The organism is Pseudomonas sp. 43A (genome assembly GCF_013363935.1).
GTDB lineage: Bacteria > Pseudomonadota > Gammaproteobacteria > Pseudomonadales > Pseudomonadaceae > Aquipseudomonas > Aquipseudomonas crudilactis.
In genome coordinates, this window is the sequence record NZ_CP054880.1 from 5,560,382 (window position 1) to 5,574,246 (window position 13,865).

Consider the following 13,865-nt stretch of genomic DNA (forward strand, 5'->3'; position numbering starts at 1 on the left):
TGTGGGAGCGAGCTTGCTCGCGAAGGGGCCCGCTCAGCCAACCGATCAAATCGACGGCAAACGCCACTCGATCGGCGTCTCGCCATTCTGCTCGAGAAACTTGTTGGTCCGGCTGAAGTGTCCACAACCCAAGAACCCGCGATATGCCGACAATGGTGACGGATGCACCGACGTCAGCACCAGATGCTTGGTCGCATCGATCAGCTTCTGCTTGCTCTGCGCATGGGCGCCCCAAAGCATGAACACCAGATGCGGCTGGCGCTCGCTGACCAGTTCAATGATCCGGTCGGTGAAAAACTGCCAGCCCTTGTCTTTATGCGCATTGGCGTTGGCGCGCTCGACGGTCATGGTGGTGTTGATCATCAACACGCCCTGATCGGCCCAGCTCTGCAGGTAACCGTGATTGGGAATGTCGATGTTGAGGTCGCGCTTCAACTCTTTATAGATGTTGACCAGCGACGGCGGCGCCGGCACGCCCGGCTGCACCGAAAAGCACAAACCGTGGGCCTGACCCGGGCCGTGATACGGGTCCTGGCCGAGGATCACCACTTTCACTTTATCCAGCGGCGTCGAATTCAGTGCGTTGAAAATCATCGGCCCCGGCGGATAGATTTCCTTGCCGGCCGCCCGCTCCTGCTGCAGAAACTGGCGCAACTCTGCCATGTAAGGTTGGTCGAACTCAGCACGCAGTGCCTCCTTCCAGCTCGGTTCGAGTTTGATACGGTCGTCAGCAGTCATGGTCATACCCGGCAAAAACAATGGGGCGAACCCTAGGAAAGCCGACCACGCTTGTCAATTGCTCTGACACAGATCCGGCACTTTCCCACACAACGATCATACTGATCGTTCAAATTCCCGATCGAGGTCACGATGAATCTGCACTTCGAAGAACTCACCGGCACCGACGGCGCCCGCATCGGTATCGCCAGCCTGGATGCTGAAAAAACGCTGAACGCGCTGTCCCTGCCGATGATCAACGCCCTCAGCGACAAACTGAACGCCTGGGCCAAGGATCCACAAATCGTCTGTGTGTTGCTGCGCGGCAACGGTGCCAAGGCCTTCTGCGCCGGCGGCGAGGTGCGCAGTCTGGTTGAGGCCTGTCGCGCCCATCCTGGTGAAGTTCCGCCACTGGCCGCGCAGTTTTTCAGCGCGGAATATCGCCTGGATTACAGCCTGCACACCTATCCGAAACCGTTGATCTGCTGGGGCCATGGTTACGTGCTCGGTGGCGGTATGGGCCTGCTGCAAGGCGCCAGTACGCGGATTGTCACGCCGAGCAGCCGTCTGGCGATGCCGGAAATCAGCATTGGTTTGTATCCGGATGTCGGCGCCAGCTGGTTTCTTGCGCGGCTGCCGGGCAAACTCGGCTTGTTCCTCGGATTGACCGGTGCGCACATGAACGGTCGTGATGCGATCGATCTGGATCTGGCCGACCGCTTCCTGCTCGACGAACAGCAGCCGGACCTGATCGAAGGCCTGTTGCAGCTCAATTGGCAGGAACAGACCGACGTGCAACTCAACAGCCTGCTCAAGGCGTTGCAACAGGAAGCCGTGGCGCAGATGCCCGAAGCGCAGTGGCTGCCGCGTCGTCAGCAAATTGATGAATTACTGGATGTCAGTGACGTCACCTGTGCGTGGAAAGCCATCAGCCTGCAACGCGACAGCAGCGACTCCTTGATCGCCCGCGCGGCGAAAACCATGAGCGAAGGCTCACCGCTGACCGCGCATCTGGTCTGGGAACAGATCATCCGCGCCCGGCACATGTCGCTGGCGGAAGTTTTTCAGATGGAATACACCCTGAGTCTCAATTGCTGCCGGCATCCGGAGTTCAGCGAAGGGGTTCGTGCACGGTTGATCGACAAGGATCAGAAGCCGCACTGGCATTGGCCGGATATCAATAACGTGCCGGATGCGGTAGTCGAGGCGCACTTTCACAAGGTCTGGGAGGGGCGGCATCCGTTGGCGGATCTGACGCAGTATTGAACTGACGCGATGCTCGCGATGACGACTGGATTCCCATCGCGAGCTGGCTCAATCGGTCGCCATACGACTCAGACATTCAGCTCGTAAAACTGAATGATCTCCGTCAACGCCCGCTGCGCTTCTTCGTCGCCCTTTATCAAAATGTCTTCGACATCCCTCAATGGCGGAAGAGGATGCAGACGTTCAGCAATCTGCATCGCGCTGTAGTCTTGAGTCGCTGTTCCTTCGCTGACTCTTATGAAGCCGATAGCGCTTTCGCCTGCGGAAAAATGATTGGAAACCCGGATTTTCGGTGCCATGCCGTAATCCACCACGATCACCAGATCATCGCGCTCACGGTGAAACTTCAAGTTGTCGATCGTCAGCCTGCGTTCGGAAAAGTCGATCCCGTCAAAGCCCTCTCCGCGATTGATGATCACGTCCCTGCCGAGGCCATCGTATCGGTAGATATCATTTCCGGCGCCGCCGGTTAGCGTGTCATTGCCCGGCCCACCCAACAGCAGATCATCACCGGGGCTGCCCGTGAGCACGTCATCCCCTTCCATGCCTCGGATTTCCCCCGCGCCGCTTATCGTGTCGTTGCCCCGACCGCCGACTAACGGCAGCGCCCGTCCGTCTCGCAGAGACGTAAAACGCGTTGAATTGTTAACGGTTACACCCGTATGAAAAGTCTCGGGCGCAGGGCCCAGCTGACTTGACTCCAAGAGTTGTTTCAAACTCACGACCGCCCCATCGGCGAAATTCAAGAGCTCAATCCCGGCCCCCTCAAGGTCACCGTTGAGGGGCAAGACGATACGAACTTTCTGTATCCCACCCCAATTGATATCGAGTGTCGGATGGAGCATTTTCGCTCTTGGCGGATTGCGGTGTGCCCCGCGACCTGGGTTGGGTTCCAGCTCGACATGTGTGGTTTCTATCAGCGCAGCACCCCAGCTCAATTGCAGTGCATCGCGCTGCGCGTCTGCTGGAAGGACGACCGTGTCCTGATCGATCAACCCGTACTCGTCTTTCCACCCCGCTGCGCCAACTTCTGCTCGGTGGAAAACAGGGTTCGGCACATCCGCAATCGTGCTAGTTGCTCCGGCGTGCGCTTGCACGATGTAGGTGTCGGCACCGTCTTCACCATAAAGCCAATCATCCCCTGCCCCGCTGACCAGATAGTCGGCGCCCTCGGAGCCCAGCAAGGTATCGTCACCTGCACCTGCGGATAAAAACGCGCCCGGTGTTCTGTCGCCGACAGTGCCGTAGTCAAGTGGGGAGCCTGCATAAGCGACAATCAGATCGTCTCCCGCGCCGCCGTGGAAAACGTTTTCCACTTCAACGTTGACTCGCCCGCCGACATCGTCGCCAGAGACGATTTTGCGTTTGATCGTTTCAGTTGTGACATCCCAGCGAAATGCCTTGGGCACCGTTTCCCCCGAACCGAAGCTTGCTGCCGGATAGATGTACCAGCCCTCAAGCGCGCCGGATTCCTTACGGTCTTCAACCAATACATCTCCCGTATTGAATGAAAAGCCGGTGGCCGAGCCGGATCGATAATAGCGAGGCGCCTGCCTAGAAGAGGCTATCGCCCCATCGGCTTTCACCTGTTTATGTTCGACACGGGTTGTGGTTTTCGACTGCCTGTCACTGACCACGGCATGCCCTGCATCAACCTTCATCCATGGCGGCGTTTCAGACAGTGTTCCCGCTTTGACGCTGTCATCGCTCAGCTCGGTGTGATTGATGTAACCGGTGTCGCTAGTCGTGATATGACTGCGAACCCAGACGCCTTGATCACTCAAGGTGAAACCTGTGGCATGTTTGCGGGCGTAGCGCCTGGATTTGATTTGCGCGAGGAATTTTTCAGTCCAGTCAACGGGGTGATCAGATGCCACAGGACGTTGCGCCGCGGTGGTTACATCGTCTGGCTGAACCGGATCTTCAACTTTGCTTTGCTGGATTCCTGAGGCAGTTACAACTTCCGGTACAGGTGACTCGGGCACCTTTATCGGCGGCAATGTTTTGCGCTGGACATCCTCATAACCAAGTACAACGCCATCGCTGAAGCTGAACGTTGAATTCTTCCACTCTTCATGATTCCTGATAAGGATGGCGTCCCCTTCACCATTGAACAGCCGCAATACCCGGCCTACAGAAACATCAATGATGTCGGCCTTCAGACTTTCCGCAGAAAACCCGGCGCCGAACTTGATGACATTGCTGCCACCTGAATCGGTGATGACGTCAAGACCATCACCCGCGCCGAAATAGTAGACATCTGCACCGCCATGGCCTTCCAGCACGTCGTTACCGGCACCACCATCAAAAACGTTATTGCCTGAATCGCCACGAAGGTGGTCTACACCCTCCCCGCCCAATAACGTGTCGTCGCCACCACCGCCGAGCAAGGTATCGTTGCCTGAACCACCGTCCAGATAATCTGCGCCGTGTTCGGCCTCGGCTGTCTGCTCGTAGTCCCCGGATAAAATGTCATCATCAGCGCCGCCATAAAGTGTGTCGGCGCCCAAGCCGCCCAAAAGGGTATCGTTCCCTTCATCGCCTTGAAGGTAATCATTGTTGATTCCACCTGACTGCAGGTTGGACACATCGCCATCCATCGCGTCAGCTCCTGCCCCACCGATCAGGGTATCGGAGCCACCCATTCCCTGAAGTGTGTCATCGCCCGCTCCACCATCAAGTAAATCATTACCGTGATAACGAACCGGATGCTCAGCATAATCCCCGGCCAGCGCGTCGTTACCTTCACCTCCGAACAGCAGATCATCCGCCCCACCGCCCCAGAGTGTGTCGTCTCCCGCACCACCGTCCAGCAGGTCATTTCCAAAAAAGTGGGCGGCGTCACCGGCAACGCCGTTCAGTACAACGTCATCCCCGTGGAGAGTGTCATTGCCAGAGCCACCATAAATCGCATCGGCTCCACCGTTACCAGCGAGCCAATCATCGCCACTGCCACCGTCCAATACATCGTTGCCATGGTGTTTGCTTTGCAGGCCACCGCCCCAGTCGAGGTTATCTCCCATCATTGTGTCGTTACCGCTTCCTCCGGCCAGCGTGTCATTCCCCTCTTCCCCCCAAAGAAGATCATCTTCAGTTCCGCCATCAAGCAGATCCTCACCCCACCCACCATTGAGAACATCGCGACCGCCCTGGCCGTAGAGAACATCGTTATCGCCCTGCGTCGAACTGGTGAAGGAGGCCTTTGAAAAGACAGTTCGGTGACTGGTGACACCACCGTCTATAAGCACGTCGACGCGTTTGAATCCCCAGTTCTGCTCCAGCGCGCCGGTCGTCTCATCCCCTGATAAAACGTCATCTCCCGAACCTCCAATCAGCGTATCCCGATCGTTACCGCCCAGAAGCACGTCCTGGGATGCCGTACCGATGAGCAGATCGTGACCAGCACCTCCATCAAGCCAATCGCCGCGAGTTGCTTTCCCTTTAGAGTCGCCAGCAGCCATGGCCTTTTCGAGCGTCGTCTGTTTATCTCCAAATAACTGATCGTTTCCAGCCTTGCCGAATAATCGATCAGAACCGCCAAGTCCGAGAATGATGTCGTCCTTGGCTGAGCCGTAAAGCACATCAGCCTTGTTTCTCTGTTTTACGTTGGCCAATAGCAAGGCGTTGCCCAACTCATCGTATGAGAACTGATCCCCGGGAACATTGGGGTCGATATCTTTCGCTTTCCAGTCGCCCTGGAGAACCAGATCGAGAGCAGAGACCGTATGACCTTGGTATTCAGGAAGTCGGATACCCAGCATCCCCGGGCGGAAGTTCTTGATAACGACCAGATCGTTCAGACCATATTTGATGTTGAGCGTGGGTTGAGTGAGTTCTTCGATGAGGGTCAGGGTGATGGCCTGATCCTCGGTAGACCAGATATCGCTCAAAGGGGCGCGGCGTTTGAGTGAAGGAATCGGCGCGCCGTTGATCCACAGCTGTCCGTTTGCGTTGGCATCGAAGATCTCATCGATGCCATCACCGCTGGAAAACTCATAGCGGTCGCTGCCTTCGCCACCGATCAAAGAGTCGTTACCCTTGCCGCCGACCAGAACATCATCGCCGGCCATGCCGTACAGCGCATCATTGCCGTCGCCTCCGGCAAGCAAGTCGTTGCCGCGTCCACCCTCGATGACATCGTGACCTGCCAGTCCGTTGATCGTGTCATTGCCCGCGCCACCATGCAGATGATCAGTGTTCGCACCGCCCGCGAAAGAGCGCGCGCCGTCATCACCGAACATGACCAGCGGGTTCAACACACCGGTCGTCATCGGCACCTGTTTGGCTGAAGCAAGATCGGAGTAGGAAAACTTCTGCAGCGATTGTTCTGCAAACGAGCCCTGGGTTCGGGCAATCAACCGGGCCAACATCTGCGCACGATCGGCGAGCCATTGCGCGGTGATGAAACCTTCGCCGGTCAGCGGATCGTAGAGTTCCAGTCCGCGTCCGGGATAACCGTCATCGCGTTCAATGACGATTTCGCTTAGTTGCTTCAGGGAATTGCGCAACGACATGCCGATGGGGGTCGACTCGCCAGCCAGTTTTGCCCATGAATTCGCGTTACCGTATTCGCCTATCGAACGGGTGACGATGCTTTGGGACTGCTCTGGTGAAAATGCCGAGAAGAATGCGTAGGCGTTGGTGGCGAAGGTTTCATCGGTGGTAGGTGACGCTGCTGAATCGCCGTCGTAGGTGCGCTTGAACATGTCGAGGAATTCGTTCTGGCCATAGCGCAATATCAGGTCGACCACGACGGAAACCGGCGTGCCTTTCACCACATGCTGAATCAGCGGATTGAGGCTGCCACTGGCGAGCGCGATATTGATTTGCTCCGGCACCACCGAAAGCAGACTTTGCAATGGGTTGACGCCGAAATTGCTGATCGCCGCCCGCAGGCCGACACTGTATGAATCGATGGCGAACAGAATGTTTTTATAGTCATCGAGCCTGTTGGCTTTTGCTTGAGTCGGTGGGCCGCCATCTTCCCCTTGCGAATCACCAGCGGAGATCAATCTCCAGGTTTCATAGGGCGGGGCTCCACCCAACAGGCTGAATCCGACGGTCCCGGACCAGCCGGCGTTATGGCTCACGGCTGTATCCTTCTCTCCGCAGGCCTCACTGAACAGTGCCTTGCCGATCGCACTGGCATCAATCTCTGCAATCTGGCTGATGGACGGAACCGTCCAGGGTGCCAGTCGACCCGCTAGGGATCCGTCGATCAAGGTATTGATGAAGTTAGCGGCGACCTGATTCGATGACAGCTGCATCAGGTCTTCACTGAAAATTTTATTCAATCTCAGTTCACCTTGCCGCGAGGTATAACCGCGAATCAGGGCGGAGTAGGCACCGTTTCCACCGTTGGCATCAATGGCCACGGCAAGCCAGAGCCTGGCGCTTTTCAGAATTTTTCCAGCCTCTTTATCGACAGCGGTAACGTCGGAAACTCTTCCGCCAATAATATCGAATAGTTTTTGATACAGGGGAGCGCAGCTAGCCCCCGCCATTCCCAGTGCCTCGTACTCAATTTTTTTTGAGAGAAGCCTCATACCTTTGCAAATATTGGCTGCGTTAAAGATCGCTGTTTTTTCCATATCGCTAAAAACATAACTCATCGTTACTTCCTTGTAATAACTGAGCGTGAAAGATAATCACTGAGAAACTTGAGCATCTCAGGTGCTTCGCGCAATGACGATAGACCGAGGTCTACGCTGCCGTGCCCCCCAGCAAAGTCAAAGCTATCCAGCTTGACAGTGCAGAAAAAGTTCAACTTGCCGAAATCCAGATTTTCCAATTCTGCTCTGCTGAGTCTTGCCAATTTCTCGTCAGTCAGTTGTTCCTCGGAAGCCGGGCGAATCAAACCGTCACAGGCTATCAACCGAGGGGTGCCATCACGCCGCGGCCAGCCAGTAATGACAAACGTTCTGACGGAATCCACATTCTTGAAATGCGGCGGCGGAGCATCCAGCCAAATCTCTAACCCCGGATAATTTTTCAACTTCACAATCAACTCATCCGGCCAGTTGACGTGCCGATAGCCCCGCTCATGGGGTTCGGTAGTTTCTTTTCTTGTATAAAGCCCGGCGGTCAATTTATAAAGACGCCAACTTTCAGGAATCGACTTCAGGCTCTGATCCTGGTACCGGCGGAGACCCGTCCCGGTCCACCAGAAATGCCCCTTGAGCGTATTGGCAAGGCACGATTTCTTATTCGACAATTCAGGCATGCCCACATAAAACTCCGGCACCAGAGTCTTATCCACATAGCTGCCGCCCAGTATGGGCACCTGCTTCATGCTCGCCAGCTTCTTTTGACAGGCCTCCTGATCCACATAATAAATTGCCATCGCCTCAGCGACTTGTTCTTCACGGATATAAAAATCCACCACGCAGTAACAGACATAAACAAACAAACCGTACTTCAAAAACTTCTTAAAACATTTAACCCATTGCTTGCGCGACATCCGGAGCATTTCAAATCTCCCTGTCAAACTGACGAGCAGGCTGTTTCTTAAGATGCCCGAACATCGCGCTTTCAAATACCTCAAAGTATTGTTTCGTGCCGTACTCCACATCAAATCTGCTCGCCGTCAACTTCGCGGCGCGGCGAAGGCTGTCGTACTCATCAACGGAATCAAGAACCCTGGCAATACGTTTGGCAATAGTGTGATGATCGAAGAAGTCCACCAGCAACCCATTGTGACCATCAACGATCACCTCCCTTACCGGAGCCGTATCCGACGCTACTACCACACACCCAGACGCCATCGCCTCCAGTAACGACCACGACAAAACAAACGGATACGTCAAATAAACATGAACCTTCGAACATTCCAGAACTGCCCGGTAAGTCCGGTAAGGAAGCTTCCCTGTGAAATGAACGGTGGAATGATCGAAACTTACCTCTGCCTCCATCCTGCTGCGCCAATTTGCATAGCCAACCGGCTTACCCCCATAACTGACGTCATCACCGCCCACTATGATTATCTGCGCATCGGGACACTCAGCCTGAATATGTGGGATCGCTCGCATAAAACTGTGAAACCCGCGATAAGGCTCAAGATTCCTCGCGACATAAGTAACGATCGGCTGCCCGGCTCTCAGTTCGACGCCATTGGGCAACCTGACGCCCCCAACTTTCGCCAAGCAAGAACCTTGAATGACACCCTCGTGAATAACCCGAATGGCCGACTGATAAGCGGCCGGAAACAGACTGCGCTGCCACCGCGTGGGCGCAATGGCAATGTCACATTGCTCGAGATTCAAAAGATGCAGCGAATTGAGCACTCGCAGCCTTGATGACTCTCTTGTGGCGCGCGGGAATTCAGGGTCGAACCCGGAATCTGCGCCCTGCGCCCGATAGTAATATTCGCAATAGTGAATAAGCGGCGCGTCAGGATAGACATCCTTGACGAAGAGCGTTTCCCCCCATCCGGGATGAGCGAGAATCACGTCCGGCCGATAACCCGAATGTTTCAGCCGGCTCAGAATTTCAAAAACCTTCTGTCCATCAGTCACCGCTTGTTCGTAACGGGTCAGGTAGGGGTGAATACCGCCCGGTGCTCGGCTGGCAGCGCGGTATCGATATATTTTCACCCCTGCGATACCCGGCGCCGTATCCCGACCTATCGCCAAAACCTCATAACGCCTGTCAATCGCCGCCAGCACCACATGACGGAACTGGCCCGGAAAGTTTTGGTGAATAACAAGAAGCTTCATAGCGGCATCGTCCTTTTGTTCGCCGCTGTTGAACTGAGTTTTGCTCACCTTGATCGGCACGAACAGACGCTAACAAATGCAAGAAAATGAAACTGTAGGAAGCGTCTGGGAATGCCCTAGGAGATGGCTAATGGGACGATTTTTCGACGGGCATAAAAAAGCGGCGCTAATTGCGCCGCTTTCATTTGCGTGGATCTACCAGCGGTTGCCACGTCCGTTGTGGTCGCCACGTCCACTGTGTCGGTCATAATTGCCGCGACCGCGGTGATCGTTATCCCAACCGCCGCGACGATGGCCATCCCAACGCCCGCGATCGTTGTCGTGCCAGCGACGGCTTTCGTAATAACGTGGAGCCGGCTGGTAGTAACGCGGCGCCGATTGGTAATAGCGCGGTTGCTGGTAGTAACGCGGTGCTGGCTGGTAGTAGCGTGGTTGCGCGTAATACGTGCCACCCGTGTTGTAGTAGGCCGGGGCAGGTGATGTGTAGACCTCTGAGCTGTAATACGAGTCCGCGTAGGAGTACGGGACGCAACCGGCAACGGAAAACATCAACGCAGCAAGTAGAAGAATTCGTCTATACATGGCGGCCTCCTGGACCGCGGGTTGGCCGCACCAGCGACGCTGGCAGGCGACTGTCATTTAATCGGTGACTGTCGAAAAATCAGACAGCGTTTTCGGCATCTGGTGCGTTCCTGCAACAAGTTGAAACAAGTGATTGATGAAATCCTGTTCATTTGGAAAACGCTGTCATTCAGCCGCTGATCAATGGTGGCCACCGTGATATCCGCCGCCGTGATAACCCCGTCCGTAACCGCCGCGATAACCGTAGCCACCGTAGTAATAACGCGCGCCGCCGTAGTAGCGCGGAGCGTAATAACCACCGTAGTAATAAGGCGAGTAATAGCCGGGAGAGTAGTAAGTAGACGGATACCCATCGTAGGGACCGGCGTAGTAATAACAACCAGACAAGCCTAAACCGAGCACCGCTCCCAGCAGCACCCGACGCAACGTTTTTTGAATAAGCATGGCGGCCTCCTGAAAGACCCGCGACAGCAGTCGGCACAGACCGGCTGACATCTGTTTTGACTGACGAAGCCATGCCGAGTGCCAACACGCCAAAACCATCGGATCAGCGGCAAACGCGCTGCATCACGGTGCAGCCGCGCACCAACACAAAGCGCCTCAGCGCCCTCGCCGCCAACCCTAGGCAACCCGCGCGCCCGTGCCAGAGCGCCTGACGCGACTTGGCACGCGTCTCGCTTTAGCAAACCCGTGCAGGAGTCATCACAGGTTCGCGGCACCACAATTTGCAATGGCTGACTAGGGTTCCGGCTCGCAAGCGCGAGTGGCTGGTCCGAGAGTTGGCGACCTCCAGTTGAGGTTACACGGCGGGACAAAAGCCCGGGAGACAAGCCACCGTTCGCGGTGCCGCGTTGCCTTCCTGTCCGCCCTTGATCAACTGGAGAATCCACCATGACCCGACTACGTTTGCCCGCCCTGCTCGCCGCCGCCTTCGCCGCGCTCATCAGCAGCCAAGCCCCCGCCGCCCAGAAAGATCACTTCAGCGTGTGCTGGACGATTTACGCTGGCTGGATGCCATGGGAATACGCTGGCAGCCAGGGCATTGTCGACAAATGGGCGAAGAAGTACGGCATCAAGATCGACGTCGTACAGCTCAACGATTACGTCGAATCGATCAACCAGTACACCGCCGGCCAGTTCGACGGCTGCACCATGACCAACATGGACGCACTGACCATTCCAGCGGCGGGCGGCGTCGACAGTACTGCACTGATCGTCAGCGACTTCTCCAACGGCAACGACGGCATCGTCCTCAAGGGCGACGGCAAGAAAGTCGCCGATCTCAAGGGCATGGACGTCAATCTGGTCGAACTGTCGGTCTCGCACTACCTGCTGGCTCGCGCGCTGGACTCGGTCGATCTGACCGAAAAAGACCTGAAAGTGGTCAACACTTCCGACGCCGACATCTCCGCCGCATTCAACACTGAACAGGTCAACGCCGTCACGACCTGGAACCCGATGCTCTCGGACATCAAGGCCAAACCGGGGGTGACCGAAGTGTTCAATTCCAGTCAGATTCCCGGCGAGATCATGGACATGATGGTGGTCAACAGCGCCACCCTCAAAGACAACCCGGCGCTGGGCAAAGCGTTGACCGGCGCGTGGTTCGAAGTGGTCGAGCTGATGAACGCCAAGAACGCCGCGAGCAAGACTGCGCTGGAGCACATGGCCAAGGCCTCGGGCACCGATCTGGCGGGATTCCAGGCGCAACTCGACACCACCAAATTGTTCGCCACCCCCAGCGAAGCGCTGAACTTCGCCACCAGCAAACAGCTGCCGGAAACCATGCGCAAGGTCGCCGAGTTTTCCTTCCAGCACGGCTTGCTCGGCGAAGGCGCGAAAGACACCAGCGCGGTCGGCATGGCTTTCGCCAACGGCGTGACCAGTGGCGACACCGGCAACCTCAAGCTGCGTTTCGATCCGACCTACGTGCAGATGGCCGCCGACGCCAAGCTGTAAGCCACGGAGGATTTGGCCATGCGCCTGATCAATCGCCACCCGGATCGCCCGAGTCGCCTGTTGTTGGTGATCCTGCCATTCGCCCTGTTGCTGTTTGCCTACTTCATGGGCTCGGCCGAGCGCCTGGCGGACAACCCCAACGACAAACTGCTGCCCAGCGCCGTGCAGATGACTGATGCGGTCAAACGCCTGGCCTTCAATGCCGACAGCCGCACCGGTGACTACCTGTTGTGGCAGGACACCGCGTCGAGTCTGCGGCGCTTGGCCATTGGTCTCGGCATCGCTGCACTCGCCGGGCTGTGCCTGGGCATCGCTGCCGGCACACTGCCGCTGTTCGGCGCGCCGTTGTCGCCCTTGCTGACGGTGTTGTCGATGGTGCCGCCGCTGGCGATTCTGCCGATTCTGTTCATCGTTTTCGGTTTGGGCGAGTTGTCGAAAGTCATGCTGATCGTCATCGGCATCACTCCGGCGCTTGCTCGTGATCTGGAGCAGCGTGCCCGGGAAATTCCCGTCGAACTGCTGATCAAGGCGCAGACCCTCGGCGCCTCGACCTGGACGCTGATGCTGCGCGTGGTGCTGCCGCAACTGCTGCCGCGTTTGTTGATCTCGTTGCGGCTGATGCTGGGTTCGGCGTGGTTGTTCCTGATTGCCGCCGAAGCGATCGCCTCCACCGACGGCCTCGGCTACCGGATTTTTCTGGTTCGGCGTTATCTGGCGATGGACGTGATTCTGCCGTACGTGGTGTGGATCACACTCCTCGCCTGGTTGATGGATTGGGGCCTGAAGTATCTGACGCGGCGGGCATTCCCTTGGTATGAGGGGGCGGCCAAATGAGCTTCATCACGGTAAAAAACGTCTGGCAGCAATACGCCGATCAGGTCGTGCTGGAAGGCTTGAACCTGAACGTCAACGAAGGTGAGTTTTGCACCTTGGTCGGCGCATCCGGTTGCGGCAAATCGACCTTCCTGCGCCTGCTGCTCGGCCAGGAAACGGCGAGTCGCGGCGAGATCCTGCTCGACGGTCAAGCGCTGGCCAGCGAGCCGGATGCCAGCCGTGGCGTGGTGTTCCAGCGCTACTCGGTATTCCCGCATTTGAGCGTTTTGGACAACGTCGCCCTCGGCCTTGAATTGCCGCGTGCGCCGTTGCTGGGGCGGTTGTTCGGCAGCGCCAAACGTGAGGCACGCGAACAGGCAGCGGCGTTGCTGCACAAGGTCGGCCTCGGTCATGCGCTGGACAAGTACCCGGCGCAGTTGTCCGGCGGTATGCAGCAACGGTTGGCGATTGCCCAGGCACTGATCATGAAACCGCGCGTGTTGCTGCTCGACGAACCGTTTGGCGCGCTCGATCCGGGCATCCGCAAAGACATGCACGCCTTGCTGCTGGAGCTATGGCGCGAGACCAAACTGACGGTGTTCATGGTCACTCATGACCTGTCCGAAGGCTTCAGCCTCGGCACCCGTCTGCTGGTGTTCGACAAGGTGCGTCTCGACCCGCACGCCCCCGGCGCCTATGGCGCACGCATCACCTACGACATCCCTTTGAACAGCGACCGCCGCGCCCAACGCGCCGCCGTCGACGCCCTGCCGTTGCCACTGGCAGGCGCCCTTCGCACCGCTTGAGAGGACT

The 13,865-nt window shown here is 57.0% G+C and carries 10 protein-coding genes and 1 riboswitch; of the genes, 4 read left to right on the plus strand and 6 right to left on the minus strand.

The genetic code is table 11. The features are described 5' to 3' along the window. Positions 1 to 45: 45 nt before the first annotated feature. The gene (gene ung, locus HUW52_RS24355; protein WP_026000577.1) at positions 46 to 738 is read right to left on the minus strand and encodes a uracil-DNA glycosylase; all 693 of its coding nucleotides are present in this window, start codon (positions 736 to 738) and stop codon (positions 46 to 48) included. Positions 739 to 870: 132 nt separating this feature from the next. Between ung and HUW52_RS24360 the strand changes: the two genes are divergently transcribed. After that, positions 871 to 1,983, plus strand: coding sequence for an enoyl-CoA hydratase/isomerase family protein (locus tag HUW52_RS24360; RefSeq protein WP_175555105.1), 1,113 nt, complete (start codon positions 871 to 873; stop codon positions 1,981 to 1,983). A gap of 68 nt (positions 1,984 to 2,051) precedes the next feature. Here HUW52_RS24360 and HUW52_RS30630 read toward each other — a convergent pair whose 3' ends face one another. From HUW52_RS30630 to HUW52_RS24385, 5 genes are all read right to left on the minus strand, one after another. Continuing rightward, entirely contained in the window at positions 2,052 to 7,595 is a 5,544-nt protein-coding gene (locus tag HUW52_RS30630; RefSeq protein ID WP_175555106.1) for a calcium-binding protein, read from the minus strand. Between the two features lie 2 nt (positions 7,596 to 7,597). After that, the gene (locus tag HUW52_RS24370; protein WP_175555107.1) at positions 7,598 to 8,452 is read right to left on the minus strand and encodes a hypothetical protein; all 855 of its coding nucleotides are present in this window, start codon (positions 8,450 to 8,452) and stop codon (positions 7,598 to 7,600) included. A gap of 1 nt (position 8,453) precedes the next feature. Further along, a complete protein-coding gene (locus tag HUW52_RS24375; RefSeq protein WP_175555729.1) occupies positions 8,454 to 9,698 on the minus strand; it encodes a glycosyltransferase family 4 protein in 1,245 nt (414 codons plus the stop codon). A 195-nt stretch (positions 9,699 to 9,893) separates the two neighbouring features. Further along, positions 9,894 to 10,280, minus strand: a complete 387-nt coding sequence (locus HUW52_RS24380) for a hypothetical protein (RefSeq protein ID WP_016984717.1) — start codon at positions 10,278 to 10,280, stop codon at positions 9,894 to 9,896. A gap of 180 nt (positions 10,281 to 10,460) precedes the next feature. Further along, the gene (locus tag HUW52_RS24385; protein WP_175555108.1) at positions 10,461 to 10,724 is read right to left on the minus strand and encodes a hypothetical protein; all 264 of its coding nucleotides are present in this window, start codon (positions 10,722 to 10,724) and stop codon (positions 10,461 to 10,463) included. A 283-nt stretch (positions 10,725 to 11,007) separates the two neighbouring features. After that, a riboswitch (guanidine-I (ykkC/yxkD leader) is annotated at positions 11,008 to 11,108 on the plus strand. 63 nt (positions 11,109 to 11,171) lie between these two features. Here HUW52_RS24385 and HUW52_RS24390 point away from each other — a divergent pair. The 3 genes from HUW52_RS24390 to HUW52_RS24400 are packed head-to-tail and all read left to right on the plus strand — an operon-like array spanning position 11,172 to position 13,858. Beyond that, on the plus strand, positions 11,172 to 12,239 hold the full coding sequence (locus tag HUW52_RS24390; protein WP_175555109.1) for a putative urea ABC transporter substrate-binding protein: 1,068 nt from the start codon (positions 11,172 to 11,174) through the stop codon (positions 12,237 to 12,239). Positions 12,240 to 12,257: 18 nt separating this feature from the next. After that, complete coding sequence (locus tag HUW52_RS24395; protein ID WP_077571513.1) at positions 12,258 to 13,073, plus strand: ABC transporter permease; 816 nt, start codon at positions 12,258 to 12,260, stop codon at positions 13,071 to 13,073. Then, positions 13,070 to 13,858 (plus strand): ABC transporter ATP-binding protein, encoded by a 789-nt coding sequence (locus tag HUW52_RS24400; RefSeq protein WP_175555110.1) that lies wholly within the window; start codon positions 13,070 to 13,072, stop codon positions 13,856 to 13,858. The genes HUW52_RS24395 and HUW52_RS24400 overlap by 4 nt, the downstream gene beginning before the upstream one ends. Positions 13,859 to 13,865: the final 7 nt, after the last annotated feature.

Excerpts from the sequence above, each read along its gene's own strand:
- HUW52_RS24390 (WP_175555109.1), top strand. The coding sequence starts at position 11,172 with ATGACCCGACTACGTTTGCCCGCCCTGCTCGCCGCCGCCTTCGCCGCG.
- HUW52_RS24375 (WP_175555729.1), bottom strand. The coding sequence starts at position 9,698 with ATGAAGCTTCTTGTTATTCACCAAAACTTTCCGGGCCAGTTCCGTCAT.
- HUW52_RS24400 (WP_175555110.1), top strand. The coding sequence starts at position 13,070 with ATGAGCTTCATCACGGTAAAAAACGTCTGGCAGCAATACGCCGATCAG.
- HUW52_RS30630 (WP_175555106.1), bottom strand. The coding sequence starts at position 7,595 with ATGAGTTATGTTTTTAGCGATATGGAAAAAACAGCGATCTTTAACGCA.
- HUW52_RS24370 (WP_175555107.1), bottom strand. The coding sequence starts at position 8,452 with ATGCTCCGGATGTCGCGCAAGCAATGGGTTAAATGTTTTAAGAAGTTT.
- HUW52_RS24395 (WP_077571513.1), top strand. The coding sequence starts at position 12,258 with ATGCGCCTGATCAATCGCCACCCGGATCGCCCGAGTCGCCTGTTGTTG.
- HUW52_RS24385 (WP_175555108.1), bottom strand. The coding sequence starts at position 10,724 with ATGCTTATTCAAAAAACGTTGCGTCGGGTGCTGCTGGGAGCGGTGCTC.
- HUW52_RS24380 (WP_016984717.1), bottom strand. The coding sequence starts at position 10,280 with ATGTATAGACGAATTCTTCTACTTGCTGCGTTGATGTTTTCCGTTGCC.
- ung (WP_026000577.1), bottom strand. The coding sequence starts at position 738 with ATGACTGCTGACGACCGTATCAAACTCGAACCGAGCTGGAAGGAGGCA.
- HUW52_RS24360 (WP_175555105.1), top strand. The coding sequence starts at position 871 with ATGAATCTGCACTTCGAAGAACTCACCGGCACCGACGGCGCCCGCATC.